Annotated in this window: 19 protein-coding genes and 1 riboswitch; of the genes, 6 read left to right on the forward strand and 13 right to left on the reverse strand. The window is 43.2% G+C overall.

The window, feature by feature from the left end:
* Positions 1–90 precede the first annotated feature (90 nt).
* The 3 genes from AC19MX_RS12430 to AC19MX_RS12440 all read right to left on the reverse strand — a co-directional run bounded on the left by AC19MX_RS12430 (position 91) and on the right by AC19MX_RS12440 (position 5,864).
* Positions 91–3,246 (reverse strand): efflux RND transporter permease subunit, encoded by a 3,156-nt coding sequence (locus AC19MX_RS12430; protein WP_432402377.1) that lies wholly within the window; start codon positions 3,244–3,246, stop codon positions 91–93.
* A 9-nt stretch (positions 3,247–3,255) separates the two neighbouring features.
* Complete coding sequence (locus AC19MX_RS12435) at positions 3,256–4,404, reverse strand: efflux RND transporter periplasmic adaptor subunit (protein WP_498298405.1); 1,149 nt, start codon at positions 4,402–4,404, stop codon at positions 3,256–3,258.
* Positions 4,405–4,727: 323 nt separating this feature from the next.
* Complete coding sequence (locus tag AC19MX_RS12440; RefSeq protein WP_498298406.1) at positions 4,728–5,864, reverse strand: MBL fold metallo-hydrolase; 1,137 nt, start codon at positions 5,862–5,864, stop codon at positions 4,728–4,730.
* Positions 5,865–5,971: 107 nt separating this feature from the next.
* Here AC19MX_RS12440 and AC19MX_RS12445 point away from each other — a divergent pair, with 107 nt between their 5' ends.
* Positions 5,972–6,580: a TetR/AcrR family transcriptional regulator gene (locus tag AC19MX_RS12445; RefSeq protein WP_498298408.1), complete on the forward strand. Its 609-nt coding sequence runs from the start codon at positions 5,972–5,974 to the stop codon at positions 6,578–6,580.
* 18 nt (positions 6,581–6,598) lie between these two features.
* Here the strand turns inward: AC19MX_RS12445 and AC19MX_RS12450 are convergent, their stop codons facing one another.
* Both AC19MX_RS12450 and AC19MX_RS12455 read right to left on the reverse strand, forming a co-directional pair.
* The gene (locus AC19MX_RS12450) at positions 6,599–7,285 is read right to left on the reverse strand and encodes a DNA-3-methyladenine glycosylase I (RefSeq protein ID WP_498298410.1); all 687 of its coding nucleotides are present in this window, start codon (positions 7,283–7,285) and stop codon (positions 6,599–6,601) included.
* A gap of 89 nt (positions 7,286–7,374) precedes the next feature.
* Complete coding sequence (locus AC19MX_RS12455) at positions 7,375–7,905, reverse strand: thioesterase family protein (protein ID WP_498298412.1); 531 nt, start codon at positions 7,903–7,905, stop codon at positions 7,375–7,377.
* Positions 7,906–8,185: 280 nt separating this feature from the next.
* Positions 8,186–8,354, forward strand: a riboswitch (FMN riboswitch).
* A gap of 95 nt (positions 8,355–8,449) precedes the next feature.
* On the opposite strand from AC19MX_RS12455, the gene ribB reads away from it, so the two are divergent.
* On the forward strand, positions 8,450–9,106 hold the full coding sequence (gene ribB / locus AC19MX_RS12460) for a 3,4-dihydroxy-2-butanone-4-phosphate synthase (RefSeq protein ID WP_498298414.1): 657 nt from the start codon (positions 8,450–8,452) through the stop codon (positions 9,104–9,106).
* A 79-nt stretch (positions 9,107–9,185) separates the two neighbouring features.
* On the opposite strand, the gene AC19MX_RS12465 is transcribed toward ribB, so the two are convergent.
* The 4 genes from AC19MX_RS12465 to prlC all read right to left on the reverse strand — a co-directional run bounded on the left by AC19MX_RS12465 (position 9,186) and on the right by prlC (position 13,068).
* Positions 9,186–10,049: an alpha/beta hydrolase family protein gene (locus AC19MX_RS12465; protein WP_498298415.1), complete on the reverse strand. Its 864-nt coding sequence runs from the start codon at positions 10,047–10,049 to the stop codon at positions 9,186–9,188.
* Between the two features lie 14 nt (positions 10,050–10,063).
* On the reverse strand, positions 10,064–10,273 hold the full coding sequence (locus tag AC19MX_RS12470; protein WP_432402361.1) for a helix-turn-helix domain-containing protein: 210 nt from the start codon (positions 10,271–10,273) through the stop codon (positions 10,064–10,066).
* Complete coding sequence (locus tag AC19MX_RS12475) at positions 10,273–10,848, reverse strand: DUF2975 domain-containing protein (protein WP_498298417.1); 576 nt, start codon at positions 10,846–10,848, stop codon at positions 10,273–10,275. The genes AC19MX_RS12470 and AC19MX_RS12475 overlap by 1 nt, the downstream gene beginning before the upstream one ends.
* Before the next feature lie 180 nt (positions 10,849–11,028).
* Positions 11,029–13,068: an oligopeptidase A gene (gene prlC / locus AC19MX_RS12480; RefSeq protein ID WP_498298419.1), complete on the reverse strand. Its 2,040-nt coding sequence runs from the start codon at positions 13,066–13,068 to the stop codon at positions 11,029–11,031.
* A 323-nt stretch (positions 13,069–13,391) separates the two neighbouring features.
* On the opposite strand from prlC, the gene AC19MX_RS12485 reads away from it, so the two are divergent.
* The 3 genes from AC19MX_RS12485 (at position 13,392) to gorA (ending at position 16,191) form a co-directional block, all read left to right on the forward strand.
* A complete protein-coding gene (locus tag AC19MX_RS12485; protein WP_498298421.1) occupies positions 13,392–14,156 on the forward strand; it encodes a hypothetical protein in 765 nt (254 codons plus the stop codon).
* A gap of 67 nt (positions 14,157–14,223) precedes the next feature.
* A complete protein-coding gene (locus tag AC19MX_RS12490) occupies positions 14,224–14,748 on the forward strand; it encodes a hypothetical protein (RefSeq protein WP_498298423.1) in 525 nt (174 codons plus the stop codon).
* Between the two features lie 87 nt (positions 14,749–14,835).
* The gene (gene gorA, locus AC19MX_RS12495; protein WP_498298425.1) at positions 14,836–16,191 is read left to right on the forward strand and encodes a glutathione-disulfide reductase; all 1,356 of its coding nucleotides are present in this window, start codon (positions 14,836–14,838) and stop codon (positions 16,189–16,191) included.
* A gap of 113 nt (positions 16,192–16,304) precedes the next feature.
* On the opposite strand, the gene AC19MX_RS12500 is transcribed toward gorA, so the two are convergent.
* Complete coding sequence (locus AC19MX_RS12500) at positions 16,305–16,937, reverse strand: TetR/AcrR family transcriptional regulator (protein ID WP_498298427.1); 633 nt, start codon at positions 16,935–16,937, stop codon at positions 16,305–16,307.
* Between the two features lie 121 nt (positions 16,938–17,058).
* Here AC19MX_RS12500 and AC19MX_RS12505 point away from each other — a divergent pair, with 121 nt between their 5' ends.
* On the forward strand, positions 17,059–17,943 hold the full coding sequence (locus tag AC19MX_RS12505; RefSeq protein WP_498298428.1) for a LysR family transcriptional regulator: 885 nt from the start codon (positions 17,059–17,061) through the stop codon (positions 17,941–17,943).
* Between the two features lie 105 nt (positions 17,944–18,048).
* Here AC19MX_RS12505 and AC19MX_RS12510 read toward each other — a convergent pair whose 3' ends face one another.
* From AC19MX_RS12510 to dddY, 3 genes are all read right to left on the reverse strand, one after another.
* Positions 18,049–19,350, reverse strand: coding sequence for an anaerobic C4-dicarboxylate transporter (locus AC19MX_RS12510; protein WP_498298429.1), 1,302 nt, complete (start codon positions 19,348–19,350; stop codon positions 18,049–18,051).
* Between the two features lie 243 nt (positions 19,351–19,593).
* Entirely contained in the window at positions 19,594–20,721 is a 1,128-nt protein-coding gene (locus tag AC19MX_RS12515; protein WP_498298431.1) for a hypothetical protein, read from the reverse strand.
* Positions 20,722–20,769: 48 nt separating this feature from the next.
* Positions 20,770–22,014: a dimethylsulfoniopropionate lyase DddY gene (gene dddY / locus AC19MX_RS12520; protein WP_432402341.1), complete on the reverse strand. Its 1,245-nt coding sequence runs from the start codon at positions 22,012–22,014 to the stop codon at positions 20,770–20,772.
* Between the last annotated feature and the right edge of the window lie 52 nt (positions 22,015–22,066).

Raw genomic sequence — 22,066 nt, forward strand, 5'->3', positions numbered from 1 at the left:
GCTTTTTAGCTAAATCCAAATATAAATGCATATTGCTACAGGCACAAAAAAGCCCAGTTAAACTGGGCTTTTTTACAACAGGGTTACCGATTAAATCGATTTTCTATCGTTATCGACTTTTTCGTCGTCCTCTTCGCTGGGTTTTTCACGCTTACTAAAGATGCGCTCAACCACCACAAAGAATAACGGCACAAAGAAAATACCTAAGAATGTCGATGACATCATCCCGCCCAGTACTGCCGTACCAATAGCGTTTTGACTACCAGAACCTACGCCAGAGCTAATGGCTAATGGTACAACACCTAAACCGAAGGCTAATGATGTCATTAAAATTGGGCGTAAACGGACTCTCACTGCATGCAGTGTTGCCTCAATTAAGCCTGAGCCTTTTTCGTAGTATTCTTTGGCAAACTCAACAATCAAAATGGCATTTTTGGTCGCCAGCCCGACTGTAGTTAATAAGCCTACCTGGAAGAATACGTCGTTAGGTAAACCACGACCATTCATGGCTATCAATGCACCAATAATCCCTAATGGCACCACAAGAATAACCGATAACGGCACCGACCAGCTCTCGTATAGTGCCGCAAGTACCAAGAACACAATTAAGATAGATAATGCATATAACGCTGGTGCCTGGTTGCCCGACAACCTTTCTTCGTATGACAAACCATTCCATTCTATGCCGTAACCAGGTGGAAGCTGTTTGGCCATTTCTTCTAGTGCATCCATCGCTGCACCAGTACTGTAACCAGGTACTGTCGCACCTTGAATGTTAACCGCGGGTACACCGTTAAAACGCTGTAACTGAGGTGAACCAAACTCCCACGATCCAGTCGAAAATGCCGAGAACGGTACCATTTCGCCATTGCTATTACGCACATACCAGGTGTCTAAGTCGCTTGGCTGCATGCGATATTTCGCCTCACCTTGCACATACACCTTTTTCACGCGGCCGCGGTCAATAAAGTCATTTACGTATGAGCCACCTAATGCAGTCGCCATTACGCTGTTAACGTTATTGATATCAATATCTAATGCCCGCAATTTAGCGTGATCGACGTGAATTTGATACATAGGCGCGTCTTCTTGACCGTTAGGTCTGACGCCCACTAGGTTGGGGTTTTGCGCCGCCATGCCGAGCATTTGATTACGCGCTTCAATTAACTTGGTATGGCCTTGACCATTCAAATCTTTTAAGTACATATCAAAACCATTGGCGGTACCCAGCTCAATGACCGACGGCGGTACAAAGGCGAACACTAAGGCTTCTTTGATTTGCATAAAGCGCCCCATTGCCCTGCCAGCAAGTGACTGAACATCTTCACCTGGCGCTTCGCGAGTTGACCAATCTTTTAAGCCTACAAACGCAATACCCATATTTTGACCTGAACCGGCAAAACTAAAGCCTGCGACGGTAAATACAGATCGAACAATGTCTTTTTCGTCATTGAGGTAATAGTCGTTAACCTGTTTAAGCACTTTTACGGTGCTTTCTTGGGTTGAGTTTGTTGGCAAAATTGCTTGGGTAAATAAGATACCTTGGTCTTCATCTGGCAAGAATGCGGTTGGCATACGTAAGAAAATCCAACCCACCGCAATCACTAAACCAATGTAAATCAGCATCACTCTAAATGAGCGCTTTAAAATACTGCCAACACTAGACTCATAACGCGAGGTCATGGCATCAAACTTGCGATTAAACCAACCAAAGAACCCCGTGTCCGCTTGGGTATGGCCTTTTTTAATCGGTTTTAGCATGGTGGCACATAATGCCGGTGTTAATACGATTGCGACAAACACAGACAACGCCATTGCCGATACAATCGTAATCGAGAACTGACGATAAATAACCCCAGTAGAGCCAGACATAAATGCCATAGGCACAAATACCGCAGACAAGGTCAAACCAATACCGACTAACGCACTGGTGATTTGATCCATTGACTTACGGGTGGCCTCAAGTGGACTTAAGCCCTCTTCTGACATCACGCGCTCAACGTTCTCGACCACAACAATTGCATCGTCCACCAGCAAACCAATCGCCAGTACCATGGCAAACATGGTTAAGGTATTAATGGTAAAGCCTGCTGCCGATAGCACAGCAAAAGTACCAAGCAATACAACCGGTACGGCAATCGTTGGGATTAACGTGGCTCTAAAGTTTTGCAGGAACAGATACATAATCAAGAACACCAATACAATGGCCTCTATCAATGTATGCACTACGCCTTCAATCGATTGCTCAACAAATGGTGTAGTATCGTAAGGGTAAACAACTTCAAGTCCTTGCGGGAAAAACGCTTTCATCTCATTAATTTTGGCTTTAACACCTTCTGCGGTGTCGAGCGCGTTGGCACCTGTAGCCAATTTAACCGCTAAACCAGACGCTGGCTTGCCATTAAAATAAGAGTCAACGGCATAACTTTCCGCACCCAGCTCAACTCTAGCCACGTCTTCAAGATACACATTTGCGCCTGATGAGTCAGACTTCAGAATAATCCGTCTAAACTCTTCTGGTGTTTGCAGACGGCTTTGGGCTGATATTGTCGCATTTAACTCTTGCCCAGCTACCGATGGGGCTCCCCCTAATTGGCCTGCAGAAATCTGTGCGTTTTGTTCACTAATCGCAGCAGTAACATCAATACTGGTTAAGTTGTATTGAGTTAATTTTAGTGGGTCGAGCCAAATACGCATCGCATATTGCGCACCAAAAAGCGTCAGTTCACCCACGCCAGGTACACGGCTCATTGGGTCTTGAACATTGGCTGCGACATAATCTGAAATGTCACTTTTTCCCATTGAGCCATCTTGTGACACAAAACCCATCACCATCAAAAAGCCTGATGTCGACTTATTCACTTTTACACCCTGCTGCTGAACTTCAGAAGGCAGTAAAGGTGTGGCAGCCTGTAATTTGTTTTGCACCTGAACCTGTGCAATATCAGGATCGGCTTCAGCATTAAAGGTTAAGGTGATTTTGGTGTTACCAAAACTGTCACTGGTCGATGAGATATAGCGTAAATGATCCAAGCCGGTCATTTGTTGCTCAATAACCTGTGTTACCGTGTCTTCCATGGTTTTGGCAGACGCACCAGGATAAAAAGCACTGATCACCACTGTTGGCGGTGCAATACTCGGATACTGTGCAATCGGTAAGCCTCTAATGGCCAACACACCTGCAAGCATAATTAAAATTGCGATTACCCAAGCAAAAATAGGGCGATCAATAAAAAAGCGAGCCATAATTTATCCCTACTTTTGTGATTCGTCAGCCGTTAATACTTGTGGTGAAACCGGTGCGCCTGGGCGGATTTTTTGCAGACCTTCGACAATTAATTTGTCGCCCACCGCTAAACCTTCAACAATACGCCATTGGTTGCCAATCACTTCAGCTGTTGTCACTACGCGCATTTCTGCGTGGTTATCTTTGTCGACGACCATTGCAACCGCTTGGCCTTTATTGTTACGAGTTATAGCGCGTTGCGGCACTAAAATCGCATTAGGGTCCTGACCAGCATTTAACTGGGCGCGCACATACATGCCAGGCAATAACGTACCTTCAGGGTTAGGGAACTCTGCACGCAATGTCACCGAACCGGTCGTTTCGTCTACATTCACCTCAGCAAATTGTAGAGTACCTTGATGGTCATAAGTGCTGCCATCCTCAAGCATTAATGTCACTTCAGCGTTGTCGCTTTTCAGTAACTGGCCTGAACGTAGGTTGGCTTTTAAGCGTAATAGTTGAACACTTGATTGAACGATGTCGATATTAATGGGATCAAGTTGCTGAATGGTCGCGAGCGTTGTGGCCTGATTAGCCGTAACCAATGCCCCTGCCGTCACCGATGATTTACCAATTCGGCCAGCTATCGGCGCTTTAACCTCGGTGTACTCAAGGTTAATGTTAGCAGTATTAATTGCCGCTTTTGCCACTGTGACCGCGGCTTGCGCTTCTTTGTATGCTGCTTCTGTTTCATCAAAATCTTGTTGACTCACTGCATTGGTTTTCACCAATTTAGCGTAACGAGCTGCTTTGGCTTTAGCAGAACCTAATGCGGCATTGGCACTGGCTAAGTCTGCTTCGGCACTGATTAATGCCGCTTTATAGGTTGCTGAATCGATTTGATAAAGTGACTGACCTTGAGTCACTTCGCTGCCTTCGGTAAAGGCACGCTTGGTAACAATACCAGAAACCTGTGGACGCACTTCTGCTTCTAAAAATGCACGACTACGACCAGGTAGCTCAACCATAAGAGTTTGAGATACGGCTTCAACTGTCATTACGCCTACGGGAGAAGGAGGTTGCTGCTGTTGCTGTGCCTGGCCATCCTCAGCCTTGCCACAAGCGGTAATCCATAATGCGGCTGATATAACCGCGGCGATTTTCAATGCTTTATGCATGTGTGCTCCTACTCCGATTTACGTTCAATATGGTTCCTCAGTCTTGAGGCATTCCATCTGAAAATAGCTAAAATTAAACTGTTAAATTTTCTGTGTTCTTTATCGCATAGGTACAAAATTCAAACAACTCAACCTAATACAATAAATTGTAAATAAATAATAAGTTTAGGTTATATATAGCTAATTTGTTAATAAATTGTTGCTTGCACATGAGCAATCAAACAAATTAGATCCAATCACTTATTTTAGCGCACCTTACGGCAACATGTTGACAATATCAACTTAATTGCATTCGGGTTAGATAGCACTACTATCAACATAGATTAATTATGATCCGTGACAACCTCATTTAATTCATCCATCTTGGTTGAATTAACCTGTTGTTCTGTACCATCCATCGCTGGATTTATCATAATGTCGCGCCACCATAACTGGTTAGCCTGTGGATTTGCCAACATCACTGCCTGGCCAAATTTAGGGGTTAACAAGGTGACGTTATGTTGTTTGGCTAATGTGTTAATACGCTCGAAAGGTTCAAACCAGTCATGTAATGCCAAATCAAAAGTGCCATTATGTACTGGCATCATTGCCTTAGCGTTAACATCGATATGCGCCTGTAGACTTTGCTCTGGCAACATATGGATATCACTCCATAAGTCATTATAGGCACCCGTTTCAATCATGCTCAGATCAAACGGCCCCAAACGCTCACCAATTTCTTTAAAACCTTTAAAATAGCCACTGTCGCCGCTAAAAAACACCTTGTGCTGTAACCCCTGGATAACCCAACTGGCCCATAATGTTTGATTGCGGTCTAGCAAACCACGGCCAGAAAAATGCTGTGCTGGCGTAGCGGTGATATGTAAACCATTTAACTCAACAGACTGCCACCACTCAAGCTCGGTCACTTGAATAGGGTCTACACCCCATGATGTTAAGTATTTTCCGACGTTAAGCGGCGTCACAAAATGTTGTACTTTGCCGATTAATTGTTCCATCGCGGCTTTATCGAGATGATCATAATGATCGTGGCTAATAATAACCGTTTTGATGGCCGGTAAATCAGCAATACTAATTGGCGATTGATGAAAACGCTTCGGCCCAGCCCATTGTACAGGTGATGCTCGTTCGCTAAAGACCGGGTCGATTAACACGTATTCACCATCAATACGCATCAGTAACGTTGAGTGGCCTAAGCGATAAACAGCATCTTCTGTCGATTGCGCTAGGAGAGTTGGCGTTAGCGCCTCTAACGGCACGGCATTTTGAGGCGCTGGCGCCTGGCGCTGGGTATTCCAATAAGCTTTGGCGATAGGCCATAAACTGCTTAACCCCGCTTGATAAGCTTTTTCACTATTAATGAAAGGCTGGCTTTTATTGGCAGCTGACCATGTTTTAGTGAGCCATATAATCGCAGCTAACACCAAAAACCCGACAATAACACCGGTTAATATTTTCATTTCAACACCAATAAAGTACACTACACGGTGTAGTTTAATAATCTCTCATTGAAAAGTAAACTGCTCAGTGTAAAATATCTTCCATAAAATTGAATACAGTGCTGATCATGACTCAAGAAAAACAAACTCGTAGCCAAATTAAACGTGCGGCCATTATTGAAGCCGCCAGAACGACCTTTAAAGCATTAGGGGTTGCGGCGACGAGTATGGATAAATTAGCAGAAGTGGCTGGAGTGTCTAAACGCACGGTTTACAATCACTTTGCCACCAAAGAAGCCTTAGTGATGATCTTAATGACCGAGTTATGGCAACAGGCATTATCGCAACCTTCTGAGCCTTATAACCCAGGCAAGCCGCTAGCACCGCAATTACAACAGTTAGTACGCTGTGATATTGATCATATTCAGTCAGAAGAACACATTGAAGTGTCGAGAATGGTGATTGGCCACTTGTTTTATGCATCTGAAATGCAACAAGAAATCAAAAAAATAATTAAAGAAGAAACCGCGATTTTACGTTGGATTAAAGCGGCGAACAAAGATGGCCGCATCAATGTAGATGATATTGAACAGGCCCAAGACCAAGTCCAAAATTTAATTAAAGGCCAATGTTTTTGGCCGTTAATTTTTCAAATTATTGAGCCGTTAACTGACGAAGAAAAAGACCAGCACGCGGCAGAAATCGTCAACGTGTTTTTGTGCCGCTATCAGGTTTAGTCATTATACCCACAACGACTACACCCTATTGTCGCCCACGCCCAAAGAAATAACCCGGCTGATTTCTGCCAAGCTCTTGCCAGACTCTTGCTGCCAATGATTAAACGCCGCTTGAGTTTGGCGCAATGCAGTTTGCGAGGTAAAGCCCGCATCCACTACCTTATGGCCGGTTAAATACGCTTGCACATCTTGGCTCATCAAAAAGGTGTCTTTACCTATTGCGCGTAAAAAATAAGGGCCGGTATTACCACCTAAACGAGTGCCACGTTTTTTAAGCACTTGCCATAAACCCGTTATGTCATCACTTGGCCAATGTGCAATAAATTCAGCAAAGCTGCCGTGTTCAGCATTGATCTGCTGGATCATGTAAGCATTATCAACAATCGCTTGGGTTTTCTTTTGATGACGAATAAGCGCAGGATCGCTGGCACGCTGCTGAATTTGATCTGGCGATAACATCAATACTTTCATTGGTTCAAAGTCAAAGAAGGCTTTTTCGTAAGCTGGCCATTTATTGTCGACCACTCGCCATACAAAACCACTTTGAAAAACACGTTTACTCATCACTGAAAGTAACTGCGCATCGGTATATTCACTGATTTCATCAGCGTCGAGTGTATTGGGTAGCAATGACTTAACGACAGCAGGTCCGCCTTTACGCTCGCATGCTCGCGCCCAAATATCACTGAATTTCTCTAATGCCACCGTGTCACCCCTTTCACCTTATCAACCTAAAACTGCTAATACGACAGAGTCAGATTGATTGATCTAAATATACTAAAAATCAATGATAGTTATGTATTACACTCTTTTTTGAGTTGTAAAAACTGTTTCCATTTTACCACTTCAGCCGGCAATTCAGGCGTACCACCGGTATAACCCGCTGCCGTAATTAAGGTTTCGATAGGCACTTGCTTACCACGGCATACAAACACCCCGCGAACATGCGCAATACAATGTAAACCACGGGCTGTCACGATACGATGCTCAATATAAAAGTATTTTTCATCCCAACCGACAATTTTGGTTTCAATGGTAAACTTTTCAAACGGTTTAATATCGCGAATATAAGTAAACTCTGCAGCATTGACTATGGGTAGCCATTTATTCTTTAAAAATTGCTTCATTAAACCAATTTCAGCAATCAAATAAGTACGCGCTAAATCCATAAAAGCAGGATAGCGCGAGTTGGTTAAATGCATATTGATGTCGCAATCTAACGGCAAAACACGATAGTTAATTTTACTGGTGCCTAAAAAATCAATACGTTTGCAATGGCCAATTCGCCATAAAAACAATAACGCAAAACGAAAATACAGATTCATTTACCACTACTCCTATTGTTAGCGCGACAGGCTAACAAAGGTCATACCAGCGAGCAAGGAGCTTTGCTGACTTTGACTTATTTAACACTCAATCATCAACACAAACTCAACAGCGTACCGTAATTTGTTACTCTTTTTGCGACTCATCCCCCTTTTCATCTCAGGCTTAACTGATTACCATAGCAATGCGGTGTTAACTTGTTGGTGTTGTTAAGACACTGACAAGATGAACAACAGCATTTATCGTTATCGACAAATGCTAAACGCAAACAACATTGTTTATAATTCTCAGGGCGGGGCGCAATTCCCCACCGGCGGTAAACTTGAAAAAGTAAGCCCGCGAGCGCTCGATTCGTCGAGGTCAGCAGATCTGGTGACTTAGTATTGCTTAAAGGTAATGTCTAACAGTCCAGAGCCGACGGTTATAGTCCGGATGAGAGAGAATAGAGATACATCAATCAGCCCACGGCTTTTTGATGCAATTTGTTTTGGATTTATATCCCTCTTTACAAGCCCTGATTCTGGTCATTTTAGGAGTACAACCATGAATCAGTTATCACTACTTGCCGAATTTGGCGAACCAATCACCCGTGTCGAAAATGCCCTTGCTGCGCTTAGAGAAGGCCGCGGAGTATTACTACTCGATGATGAAGATCGCGAAAACGAAGGCGATATTATTTATTCAGTTGAGCATTTAACCACAGCCCAAATGGCATTGATGATCCGCGAATGCAGCGGCATTGTGTGTTTATGTTTAACCGACGAGCATGCTAATAAGCTTGAATTGCCACCGATGGTTATTAATAACAATAGCGCCAATCAAACCGCTTTTACCATCTCCATTGAAGCGAAAGTGGGTGTGACTACAGGCGTTTCAGCACAAGACCGTGTTACCACCATAAAAACGGCGGCAAACCGTAATGCTAAAGCATCAGACTTAGCCCATCCTGGACACGTATTTCCGCTACGCGCTCGCGCTGGCGGGGTGATGTCTCGTCGCGGTCATACCGAAGGTACGGTTGATTTAATGCAAATGGCCGGTTTAATGCCAGCAGGTGTATTATGTGAACTCACCAACGAAGATGGCAGCATGGCGAAAACGCCAGAAATCGTCGCGTTTGGTTTAAAGCACAATATGCCTGTTCTCACCATCGAAGACATGGTGATGTACCGCAACCAGTATGATTTAAAGTTAGCGTAAGTTGTTACTCAAAGCGTAACAACGACTATCCAAAACAAGAGGCGCATTGCGCCTCTTTTTGTATCGATTTTCCGCTCAATCAAAGCCCGGCAATAAAGGCTTGATACTGCGGCATTGTAGTTGCCTCTTCTAGCATGCCTTGATGGCCGATATTAGGGACCATAATGAACTGCTTATTAGCAGACTTGCTCGCAGCAAACAGTTTTTCAGCAAGTGCTGGCGGAACTTCTTCATCATCCTCTCCGGCAATCACCAATAATGGGCCTTGGTAATCATTGGTAACCACTTTTTGATTATCGATATTACGAAAGTCTTGGGGCATTTCTAGGCTCATAAACGGTGCCATGTACCAGGGTGTTTTCTCATCGACCCAATCGTCGGCATTGGTGGCCGAACCGTGTAAAACCAATGCATCGATTTTATTATTTCTGGCTAATTCTGCGGCAATAAAACTGCCTAACGAGTAACCATGCAATATGATTTTTTCGGGTTGGTATTGTTGCTGTACATAGTCTAATTGTTGCTGGGCATCCAAGATAATATTGTTAATCCGCGGCTTACCTTCACTAGCGCCAATACCACGGCGATCCATGATTAAAATATCAGTGTTAAGCGCTGATAATGCCGTTAAATCGGCCAAACAATGTGGCTGAATTTTCATGCCATTACCCTGATAAAACACTAGGGTTGTGTTGCTTGCAGGATTATCAATAAAAAAACCATTCAGCTTAACGTGATCACTTGCCTCTAGGCTCAGTTGGGTGATTAGATGATTCGGCATGGCTTGTCGTAATGCTTGAGTGAACTCAGCGCTAAAGGCCACGGGCTCTTTATCATTGGCAATAAAACTCTCTTCACTTAAGCGCACCGTACAGCCAGAGATAATGAGCATTGTCGTGCTAATCATTGCCACCGTGACCATTTTTTTTACTGTATTTTGCATATTATTGTCCTTAATTATTCATCTTCCTTGTGGATTAAAATGTCACCTGGCGAGCACTGTAAATGCTGGCAAATGGCGTCGAGTGTTGAAAACCGAATCGCTTTAGCGCGGCCGCTGCGTAATACCGATAAATTTTGCGGTGTAATACCCACCAATTCTGCTAGCTCAGTTGACTTCATTTTGCGCTTTGCCAGCATCACGTCTAGCTCAATAATAATGGCCATTAAATGGTTAACTCCGCCTCTTCTTGCAGCTCTGTCGCGTGCTTCATCACCCAGGCCACACAATAAAAAATCATTCCAAACAGCGCATACTTTAGCTCCTGGCTGCCCAAGCTAAAATAAACAGGGACCGCACTGGATGTACCGCTAAAGTGCAGTGAAAAAGCGATGATCATCGGGTAGAAAAGGCTGAGTAAAATCCACGCTAAAAAGACCAAAGCAATGTTGCTTAAACAGCGAAAATTACCTGGGGTGAACACCTGGCCCTGTTGATACAAAGTGAATAACTGATATAAAAAATAATAAATAAACAGGTAAGGCAGTATTTCAACACCGCCCAGAATTAACCCAGGATGGAAGCCAGCATCATATAGGCTTTGCGCAAGAGCCTGCCAGGGGCTACCAAAATCAACGGCAAGGTAACTGCTAAACCAGCCCCACCAGTCAATTGTGAGTACATATTCGCCCGCTTGAAACTCGCCGAACACCATGGTGCCGCAATAGCTACTGGCTTGTAATAAGGCTAAAAAAACGATGAGTAATTTAATCCATTTACTGAGTGAAACAATTCTATCCATGATGATTCTAGGTTGGCTAATGTTAATTAAACGTTAGCATAGTTATTTTTATTCGACAACAAATTATCGATAAACGATAACTTTATTTTTATATCAACCCAAATGACCGCAGTGTTTCAAATCGCAGGCATAAAAAAACCGACAATCAATGTCGGTTTTTAAAGTGTTTACATTAATGATTTACGCGGCAATACCACTGTGACGCAGTAATGCATCTGTGTTGGGTTCGCGGCCCATAAAGCGTTTAAACAGCTCCATTGGCTCTTCACTTCCGCCCATTTCAAGAATGTTATTTAAGAAGCTTTTACCGGTTTCTGGGTTAAAGATGCCTTCGTCTTCAAAACGTGAGAACGCATCAGCCGATAACACTTCAGCCCATTTATAGCTGTAATAACCTGCAGCATATCCACCGGCAAAAATGTGGGCAAAACCGTGTTGAAAGCGGTTAAAGCTTGGTGGGGTTAATACCGCTATTTGGCTGCGCACTTCATCTAAAATACCTTGGATATCGACGCCTTTTGCTGGGTCAAACTCATGGTGCATTCTAAAGTCGAACAACGAGAACTCAAGCTGGCGCACCATCATCATGCCTGACTGGAAGTTCTTTGCGGCTAACATTTTGTCGAGCAATGCTTTTGGTAATGGCTCGCCAGTTTCGTAGTGGCCAGAGATTTCCGCTAGGGCTTCTTCTTGCCAGCACCAGTTTTCCATAAATTGACTTGGTAACTCTACGGCATCCCAAGGCACACCGTTAATGCCCGATACGCCGCCAACATCGACTTTTGTTAGCATGTGGTGAATACCGTGGCCAAACTCGTGGAATAATGTAGTAACTTCGTCGTGAGTAAATAACGCCGGCTTGCCGTCTACTGGGCCATTAAAGTTACAGGTTAAGTAAGCCACTGGTTTTTGCAGACCGATAGAGGTAATACGACGGCCACGACAATCGTCCATCCATGCGCCGCCGCGCTTACCGCTGCGGGCATATAAATCTAAATAGAAGCTGCCGCGATGTACGTTATCAGCATCAAAAATATCAAAAAAACGCACGTCTTTGTGCCAGGTATCAACGCCTTTTTGTTCGTTAATCGTTAAGCCAAATAGCTTGTTAACGGTAAAGAATAGTCCTGATAATACTTTGTCTTCTGGGAAGTACGGACGTAAAATTTCTTGCGACACTTCATATTTGTGTTGCTGCAGTTTTTCGGCATAAAAACTTAAGTCCCATGAGGCCATTTCGCTGACATCATAGTGCTCTTTAGCAAAGGCACGTAGTTCAGCTAATTCTGTTGCCGCCTGGCCTTTTGAGCGCTGACCTAATTCATTTAAAAAGCCCAACACCTGCTCTGGTGACTCTGCCATTTTGGTGGCAAGTGATTTATCTGCATAGCTGGAAAAACCGAGTAGATTGGCTAACTCATGACGTAATGCCACGATTTCGTTCATGTTATTAGTGTTATCAAATTCGCCAGCATTTGGACCTTGATCTGAGGCGCGGGTGACAAATGCACGGTAGCATTCTTCACGCAGCTCACGGTTTTCGCTGTAGGTCATCACCGGTAAATAAGAGGGGAAATCAAGGGTAAACAACCAACCCTTTAACTCTTTGGCTTCAGCCATTGCTTTAGCAGCGGCCACTGCCGACTCAGGTAAACCCGCTAGATCAGCCTCGTCGGTAATCAACTTGGTCCAGGCTTCGGTGGCATCGAGTAACTGGTTAGAGAAGTTGCTAGTTAACTCAGATAGACGCTTAACAATCTCGCCATAACGCGCTTTTTGACCATCATCTAAGCCAATGCCCGACAATTCAAAATCGAGTAAGCTTTGTTCAATAACTTTTTTCTGCGCTTGAGTTAACTCGGCAAAACCAGCTGATTGATGAATTGATTTATACGCCTCATACAACCCCTGATGCTGGCCAACATAGGTACCGTAATCAGACAATAATGGTAAACACGCATCATGGGCATCACGCAATGCATCGCTGCTGACAACCGAATTCATGTGCGATACCGGTGACCACGCTTTACTTAATTCGTCGTCCACTTCTTCAAGGGGGGCAATCAGGTTGTCCCAGGTATATAGGCTATTTTTAGCCAGTAAAACATCAATGGTTTCACGACATTTGGCAATGGCTTGCTCAACCGCAGGCTGAATGTGTTCTGGTTTGATTTTAGAAAACTCGGGTAACGCTGCGCTATTTAGCAATGGATTGCTCATAAAGATTCCTCGAAATAATTCGTGTGACGACTTATATAGGGTCAATTGCTACATATATTGGGTCAATTTGCTGCGTTTTCAAGATCTATTATCGCGATGAATGAATTAACGATTGATCTGCTGAGTTGGCTCTAGCGTATTATTCATACAAATAAAGTGACTGCTTCCACAGTTTTAATTTACACTTAATTTACAATTTTATTATTGTTTACTAGGTCTCAAACGAGACTGATTATCATTTAATTTATACATTAAACAGATACCATACTCATTACGAACACATCTATGTACCATCACTCTGCACCATAACCTTGGGCCAACACATGACCTTTGCTTTCTGTACTGTTAGTTGTAAACATGGTGTTACTGCTGTTTTTTTACCGGTACTTGCGGTAATTAGCTTAGCACTGTCAACACCTGCATTAGCCCTCGCTGATACTCAACCTAGCTTTGGCTTAGATGTGGGCTGGGAGAACCATTACATTACTGAGGGTCGCGACAACCTAGATAAAGGCGGCATTGCCTGGGCTGTTGCAAGCGTTGAACATAATGACATGGTGGTCTTTGCTGTGGTTGGCCGAGCAGACCAGGTACATTACACCGAATGGAATGTTGGGTTAGAATACAGCGTATCTCTACACGATGACATTGACGCCACGATAGGCTACCAACGCCTGGAATTTTATGGTGATGATCGCGCATCCGACAATGAATTTTTTAGTTCAATCACCTACAGCGGCATTGATTGGTTGGTCCCCGCCGTCAACTATACTTATGCCACTGAAGCGTCTGGTTACTTTGTTACCCTGAGCGTACACAGTCCTTGGGAAATCAACCCACAACTCACGCTAACACCTTATGTATTGCAAGGATTTGATTTTGGCTACAGTAGCGAAGACCACGACGGTGCCAACCATGTGCAATTTGGCCTAGAAGCAGAGCATCAATTTAGTGAGAATCTTGCGATTGCCGCCCATATTAGCCACAGCATTGCCTTAGAAGACATTAAACAACAAGCCCGGATTGACGGCCAACAAGGCAGCTTAAACGAAACTTATGCGGGTGTATTTATCAGTTTGGGCTTTTAGCAGACTCGCGTTTTATCATTGTGCGACTACACTGAGTGGTTAATATTTAATCGCGCAAGGAATGCACATGCTAACCCGCCAAGTTCAATACGCTGCTATATGTGGCGTATTGTTGATACCCTCTTTATGGGCTTCCTCGGTAGCCGTTGCCGCTGAGCTCAATCAGTTAAATAAACAACCGTCTAAAAATACCACTGAGCTTAGTAATGACAACGTCAATGATTTACCACCACAATCAGCGATTGATCATCAAGGTAATCGCATCACATTACCCTCTGAAACGAGTTCAGCGTTAGAGTATCGCGCTGACGATATTTACCTCAAACCGAGTTTGCAACAACACATCGATGCCAATCAACCATCTCATTTTTCATCAAGTCAAACGCGGCCAAGCATGGTCGACGACCCTAGCTGTCGTTGGTTAAATAACCGCATAACGCACTTACAAAAAAAGCAGCGCCAAACCCAACACAGTCAATTTAGTCATTATCAAGATGAAATCGATATTAGAGAGGACGAATGGGCTTGCCTTAAGTGTGCAACCAGCGGCCCAGGTAACGTTGACCGTGGTGCATGTCAGCATAAGCGTTAATGCGTTGCGCTAACACAATAAGTAAACGACTAGATTGCAAACACAATCCCCCCTACAATGGGGCCATTAATCGTAGTGGAGATCATCATGGCTCAACATTTTGACTATATCGCGCTTGGCGCAGGCAGTGGCGGTATCGCCTCAGCAAACCGTGCAGCAATGCGTGGCGCAAAAGTTCTTATCATTGAAGCAAAACACGTTGGCGGCACTTGCGTTAACGTGGGTTGTGTTCCTAAAAAAGTCATGTGGTATGGCGCACATGTCGCCGAAGCCTTAAATCTGTACGCTAAAGACTATGGCTTTGATGTCACTGTCAATAAATTTGATTGGAACACTCTGGTTAACAATCGTGAAGCTTATATTAGCCGCATCCATGATTCTTACGGTCGTGGTTTTGCGAATAATAAAGTGACCTTATTAAATGGCTATGGTCGCTTTGTTAATAACAACACCATTGAAGTCAATGGCGAGCACTACACCGCTGACCATATTACTGTTGCCACTGGCGGCGCGCCGACTATTCCAGACATCCCGGGTGCAGAATACGGTATTGATTCAGACGGTTTCTTCGCCCTGCGCGAGCAACCAAAACGCGTTGCTGTGGTTGGCGCGGGTTATATTGCTGTTGAAGTAGCAGGCGTATTGCATGCCTTGGGCAGCGAAACCCATTTATTGGTACGTAAGCATGCGCCACTGCGTAACTTTGACCCTATTTTAATGGACGCATTAGTTGAAGCGATGGCCACCGATGGCCCAACATTGCACACTCACAGCGTGCCAAAGTCGGTTAACAAAAATGCTGATGGCAGCTTAACCCTAGCGCTTGAAAACGGTGAATGCTTAACAATTGATTGCCTAATTTGGGCCATTGGCCGTTCACCGTCAACGGGTAATATCGGCTTAGAAAATACCGATGTTAAGTTAGATGCTAAAGGCTATGTGATTACTGACGATCAACAAAATACCACCGCTAAAGGTATTTATTGTGTTGGCGACATTATGGCGGGTGGTGTTGAATTAACCCCAGTTGCCGTTAAAGCGGGTCGTTTGTTGTCAGAGCGCTTATTTGGCAACATGCCAGATGCCAAAATGGATTACAGCTTAATTCCAACCGTAGTATTTAGTCATCCACCTATCGGTACCATGGGTCTAACTGAGCCAGAAGCCGCTGAGCAGTATGGCCAAGACAATATCAAGGTTTACACCTCTACTTTTACCTCAATGTATTCCGCTGTTACAGCGCATCGCCAGGCGTGTAAAATGAAGCTGGTGTGTGCAGGTGATAATGAAGTGGTTGTCGGTATTCACGGTATCGGTTTTGGTATGGACGAAATACTTCAGGGCTTTGGCGTGGCAATGAAAATGGGCGCAACTAAAGCAGACTTTGACTCAGTAGTGGCAATTCACCCTACTGGCGCTGAAGAATTTGTTACCATGAGATAAGTATTTTGAGGTAAGTATTTGATAGTTAGTAGTTAAATATTAATTACAGTCTTCCGAAATCAATACAGTCTCAATAATAAAAACCATGAATAGCTTAGCGCTTTCATGGTTTTTTATGCTTCTTTGTCCGCTAACCATTGCAAAAACACTTTAATCCCGGGAGGGCGTTTATGTGAGTGGCCCATTAATTGGGTCATGGCAAAACTAAACTGATAGTACATTTCGGCATCATTTGGATGCTTTTGTGCATCATCACTGTTAATCATCGCGCCGCGTAAATAATCGCACAGTAACTCACCACGATTAAATCCGCCAACTTCACCAATTTCAGTTAAGGTTTGCGCGTTCCATTGCTTATATTGCGAGCTCACACGTTCAAAACGCTCACGATAATAATCGCTGGCATGAGATATAACGGCTTCATTAGGGATGACTCTGGCGATAACAAACGATTGCTCAGACAAGATGTGATACAAGCGCTGACAATGATGGAATATATAGCGTAAATAAGGGTCACTATATTGCAAAGTGTCTTGCTCTGCTTGCGCTAACCAATGACGATAATCGGCACAGGCCACCGCCACAATGAGGTCAGCTTCTGAGGTAAAATGATTATAGATGGTGCCTTTCGATATCTGGCTGGCCTCAACTAAATGTGAACGGCACAAATCAAAGGTCTTGTGACCTTTTAAACAACGCTGTGACACCTCAATCAAATAGTTTCCGCGCTCTTCCCAGCTGCTCATTTGTACTCCATCATATTTAGTATAAATAAAACGTTAACATCTCACATTTACACCATAGCAAGCTTTTTAGATATGGCAAATTGAGTAATACTGATACCACTATGAACTTATTCAATGGCCTATGTTAAAGATTGAATTATTAGAGAGTTTTATCGCGGTTGCTGAGTGTGGCAACTTATCAAAAGCTGCAGATAAAATTTGCCGAACCCAATCTACACTGAGCTTACAAGTTAAAAAGCTTGAAGAAAGTGTCGGCCAAACGTTGCTGATTAGAGACAACAAAGGTGTCACCTTGACCGAGTCTGGTGAAACCTTACTTAGTTACGCCTATAAAATGATCCAGCTAAACTCACAAGCTCTCGATGAATTAAAAGAGTGCAATAATCGTGAAGTTATCCGCCTTGGTGTACCAACCGACTTTATAAAATGCTATTTAAACAGCTGTTTATTAGAGTTTATTCGTGAATTCACCTGTATTGAATTAGTCATCGACACCGACGTCAGCGGTAATTTATACAAGCGGTTACATCAAGGTGAGTTTGACGTGATTGTTGCCACGCATTGGCAATTACCCGTTAATGGCGAACTATTATTTACCCGCCGTTTTAAATGGGTTGCTGCGGCTAACGGTAATGCCCATAAAAACAAAACGATTCCTGTAGGCTTATACCCAGAAAACTGTCCTATTCGAGCACAAGTATTCGCTAATCACCAATTATCTATGCGTCCTATCAGAGTGCTACTGTCTACCCCATCACCACAAGCATTGTGCATGGCCGTCGAGAATGATTTAGTGATTGCACCGGTAGCCGAATTTAGAATTAACGATAAAATGCAGGTGTTAGACCCACTAAAACATGGCTTACCACCACTGCCGCTGTTTAATGAGTCGATCTATCTCAACCCTAATACTCAAACCCACGCGACAAAACAGTTAATAGATTTAATTAAGGCCAACGTTGAACACAAAGGCTATCAACTCGACGAGCCTATCGCTGCTATCTAGGTGATTACTCACGGTAGGTCATCTGGCTTACCGATAGGGTTATACCCAATCACATACTCACCATGACGCCCTCTTTGAGCTTGCTAGAAAGCACCTTAATATTGCCTATAAAATCATGCTACCAAACAAAAATGCCAACAACACACTCATGGCAATGGTGACGACTCCAGGAATAAGAAACGGGTGGTTAAACACCGCCTTACCAATCCGCGTTGAACCCGTGTCGTCCATTTCAACTGCCGCTAATAATGTTGGGTAAGTGGGTAATACAAACAAGGCGCTCACCGCAGCAAACGATGCAATAGCCGTTAACGGACTCACGCCAATCGCCAGCGCTGCGGGCATTAATGCTTTTGTTGTCGCCCCTTGAGAATACAACAACATAGAGGCAAAAAATAACGCTACCGACAACAACCAGGGCTGGTTTTGAAGTAAAGTGCCTGCGATATCTTTAATTTCATCAATATGATTAGATACAAAAGTATCACCCAACCATGCTACCCCAAGTACACAAATACACGCTGACATGCCAGACTTAAACGTCGACGCATTAGAAATTTTGCTGGCATCTAAGCGGCAAAACCACGTAATTGCCGCCGCAGCAGATAGCATAAACAACATAATCGCCACATCGCGCGACAGCACTGGATGCGTAATTAAACCGACTTTGTCAGATATTGCGGTGGCATAAGACATCACCGCAACAATCGCCACTAAAAAAATGGCAACAGACCGCTTAGCGCCAGGTAATAATGTGGCTTGAGTTTCGCCACGAACCTTCACTAATCCGTCGGCTAAACGTTGTTGATAAATAGCATCTTCTTGCAATGGTTTACCCAATAACGACGCGACTGCGGCGCCCACTAAACAGGCAATGAAGGTAGAGGGAATACACACGGCTAACAGCACTAAATAATCCACGCCAAAAGGCTCTAAAATCCCCGAGAAAAATACCACTGCAGCAGAAATAGGCGATGCCGTAATAGCCACTTGTGAGGCAACAACGGCGATAGATAATGGTCGAGAAGGACGAATACCCTGCTCTTTAGCCACCTCAGCGATAACCGGTAAGGTCGAAAAAGCCGTATGGCCAGTCCCAGCAAATAATGTCATCAAATAGGTCACTATTGGCGCTAAAAAGGTAATATGCTTTGGGTGTTTTCGCAGTAATTTCTCAGCTATCGACACCAAATAATCCATTCCACCCGCTTCTTGCATTGCAGCAATAGCAGTAATGACCGACATAATAATCAACATCACGTCGATAGGGATCGCGCCAGGCGTTAAGCCTAAACCCACAGTGAGAATTAACACGCCTACGCCACCAGCAAAGCCTATCCCTATGCTGCCCATTCTCGCACCGAGGTAAATGGCCCCGAGCACAATTATTATTTCTAGTATCATCATAGTGTGAACTTGTTAATTCCTGAGTATTTGACGGTATAGCAGGGATAACTGCTTTAGAGATTGTGATACTACTCTTTTGCTATTTTACGAATATAGACGTGGATCAATTTACTGAGTGGAAATAAAGCAGAGGCAGTTATCAGCAGAATTATTAAGCAGTATATCGTTAAAAAATGGCCTCGAAATTACAATAAAAATGCCAATCAAATGATTGGCATTTAATGGAAGACAAATAGTTAACGCTTAAAAATAGTACCCAAAGTTAACATTGATACGATAATCCCAGCTGTCACCAATCTCAGGAAGACCAACGTGACCGTTGTCTAATGTCGAAGCATACATATTTTTGCCCGTGATAAAATCTATCATGGTATATGTCGGCCCTGACGATAACGCCACACCTGTGACATTTTGATAGCTATTGTCGTAATCGTCACTGTCTACGTCTGGTGTCACAAGTCCAAAGTCATTATATACTTTTACACTGCCCCAGCTAGTGGTAAACGTTTTTGCTATGTTGACACTGTAGGCCTGAGCTTTTGAGGCAATCTCGTACTGCCAGGCGTAAGCCGATACGGCAATTTTATTCTCATCAAGTGAGTCAGCTGCATCATACTCATACTGCATTGCCTGAAGTTGTAAGTTCCAACCGTTATAACTACTGTCTACATGCAGAGCAATTGCATAGCGATCGCCATTATTACCAGTGTTGCTATTGTAAATTTGTCCCACTTCAATCGAGCCACCGAGTACGGTTTTTCCGCCTTCGTATTCCATTGTGTAGGTTTGACGAGCATTTAACTGATTAGTTTCTTCGTTATAATATTCAGTGCCGTTAACCGTTCCAGTATACAAATCGGTTGAATAACGTTCATTGCGACTGGCACCATATTCAGCATTTTTATAAAACGCTAATTCAGTCCCCCATCCATTACTCGAATAAACGGTTTTAATACCCGCATCGTAATCGTCTTCAAAACCTAAATAATACGGTACGCCAAACCAAAAACTATTTGAGATGAACCCAGGATTACCAAAAGGGACCTGATTGATACCAAGTTGAATTTGCCATTCTGGCGAGTAGTCATAAAAAGCATAACCATATCGTAATGTTTCCCAGCCATCATAAAAACGATATTCAGATGCTAAACCCCAATCATCTAATTTACCATTAAATTTAATTGATGCCATTTCAAATGTTAAGTCTCCCGACTTATCTTTAGCGCTTTCACTGTATTCTTTATATGAATAATTAGCTCTTAATGTGCCTGATACATTTATGCCATCATCAGTATCTTGTGCGACTGAATAGTTTGCAACAAAACACAGTGACACCAAAGTTGATAATAAAGAAAGTTTAAATAATTTCATTATATATATTCCAATTTAATTGTTAGTATTAATGTATATAAACGATCGTTACCATTTCATTTTGGTTAAATCACATTGAATAACTTCATCTTTATGTGCGGGAGTACCAGGATTTTTAGCTGACTCACACAGTAATGTTGTACCGTAGTCATTACGTTTGTCGTCGGCATTACTTCTGGCCCAAACGGATACAATTGCACGCTCTTCAGGTTTTGCTTCACAGCTACCATCTACCTCAAATGCGTGAATGGTGTTTTGATGAAAATACATCAGTGGATCCATATCTGCACTGCCAGAAAGCCACATAGTGTGGCCATTATGTTGACCAGCATCAAACTGTACTTGTCGCATTGTGTCGTCTTGCTTTACGGTGGTGAGTAATGGTGAGTCTTCACGAACAGCAAAGCTTTTAAATTCATTAGCACATGCAGGTACTCGCATATTGTAATAAATTTCAGATATTGCATGGTTATGATAAGGGTAAAGCGTATCTACCGACTGAACTGTCATGCCAATTTCGGCACCCACTTTTTGATTATTAATTTCGTCAATGCGCAGTAATCCCCAATGGCCAAAGATTTCGGCGTAAGCATAACCACCACGTATATTGTTGTAATTTTTATCATTACGTTTACTTTCTTCGGCATACATTGGGAACCAACCCGCTGCAGCCCATAAGTTAGGTAAGGTGTTAGCACTGATGTCGGTAGGAAATGCTGAAGGCATTTTAATTTCGTTACCCGTAACCATTTTGGTAAAGTTTTTGGTAAATTCTTTACCGAGTTTACGGACATCTTTATTGGTGACTTTGGTGTCAAAGAAGGTATCGAATGTGGTGCGTTTAAGCCATTTGGCAACGGGGGACTTTTGCGCTAGCTCTCCACCTGGACTGTAAATCCAATCTACATCTTCGCGAGCACCAAAACACTTTTTCGCTTTGTTTGGATTATTAATCACCTGGTAAATGTTTTTAACAAGAAGCTTCATGTCGCGGCGATCCATGATGCACATATTCTTACCACCTTCGGTAGAATCATACATCGCTTGATCTGAATTTAAGCATGGACCATTTTCACTATTGGTTAATGCTACAGCGTAAGACTGTAAATATTGCAGTGTTTCATTCCACAGAATATCGACATATTGTTGATCAGTTTTAGAATAAGTTTGCTCGGCGCCTAAACAAGTAAACTCTGCATCATTAATATCGTTAGCATCTAAAAATGCAGGTAACTCATTTGCCATACTAGAACTAGACAACAACATCGCCACTAGTAATATATTATACTTCATACCATCCACCTCATTTTATTATTAGTAATTGAAATGGATTTTACTCGTGGAA

This window comes from Shewanella sp. MF05956 (assembly GCF_059758055.1).

Coding starts and splice junctions, on each gene's coding strand:
- AC19MX_RS12430 (WP_432402377.1), bottom strand. CDS start 3,246: ATGGCTCGCTTTTTTATTGATCGCCCTATTTTTGCTTGGGTAATCGCA.
- AC19MX_RS12435 (WP_498298405.1), bottom strand. CDS start 4,404: ATGCATAAAGCATTGAAAATCGCCGCGGTTATATCAGCCGCATTATGG.
- AC19MX_RS12440 (WP_498298406.1), bottom strand. CDS start 5,864: ATGAAAATATTAACCGGTGTTATTGTCGGGTTTTTGGTGTTAGCTGCG.
- AC19MX_RS12445 (WP_498298408.1), top strand. CDS start 5,972: ATGACTCAAGAAAAACAAACTCGTAGCCAAATTAAACGTGCGGCCATT.
- AC19MX_RS12455 (WP_498298412.1), bottom strand. CDS start 7,905: ATGAATCTGTATTTTCGTTTTGCGTTATTGTTTTTATGGCGAATTGGC.
- ribB (WP_498298414.1), top strand. CDS start 8,450: ATGAATCAGTTATCACTACTTGCCGAATTTGGCGAACCAATCACCCGT.
- AC19MX_RS12465 (WP_498298415.1), bottom strand. CDS start 10,049: ATGCAAAATACAGTAAAAAAAATGGTCACGGTGGCAATGATTAGCACG.
- AC19MX_RS12470 (WP_432402361.1), bottom strand. CDS start 10,273: ATGGCCATTATTATTGAGCTAGACGTGATGCTGGCAAAGCGCAAAATG.
- AC19MX_RS12475 (WP_498298417.1), bottom strand. CDS start 10,848: ATGGATAGAATTGTTTCACTCAGTAAATGGATTAAATTACTCATCGTT.
- prlC (WP_498298419.1), bottom strand. CDS start 13,068: ATGAGCAATCCATTGCTAAATAGCGCAGCGTTACCCGAGTTTTCTAAA.
- AC19MX_RS12485 (WP_498298421.1), top strand. CDS start 13,392: ATGACCTTTGCTTTCTGTACTGTTAGTTGTAAACATGGTGTTACTGCT.
- AC19MX_RS12490 (WP_498298423.1), top strand. CDS start 14,224: ATGCTAACCCGCCAAGTTCAATACGCTGCTATATGTGGCGTATTGTTG.
- gorA (WP_498298425.1), top strand. CDS start 14,836: ATGGCTCAACATTTTGACTATATCGCGCTTGGCGCAGGCAGTGGCGGT.
- AC19MX_RS12500 (WP_498298427.1), bottom strand. CDS start 16,937: ATGAGCAGCTGGGAAGAGCGCGGAAACTATTTGATTGAGGTGTCACAG.
- AC19MX_RS12505 (WP_498298428.1), top strand. CDS start 17,059: ATGTTAAAGATTGAATTATTAGAGAGTTTTATCGCGGTTGCTGAGTGT.
- AC19MX_RS12510 (WP_498298429.1), bottom strand. CDS start 19,350: ATGATGATACTAGAAATAATAATTGTGCTCGGGGCCATTTACCTCGGT.
- AC19MX_RS12515 (WP_498298431.1), bottom strand. CDS start 20,721: ATGAAATTATTTAAACTTTCTTTATTATCAACTTTGGTGTCACTGTGT.
- dddY (WP_432402341.1), bottom strand. CDS start 22,014: ATGAAGTATAATATATTACTAGTGGCGATGTTGTTGTCTAGTTCTAGT.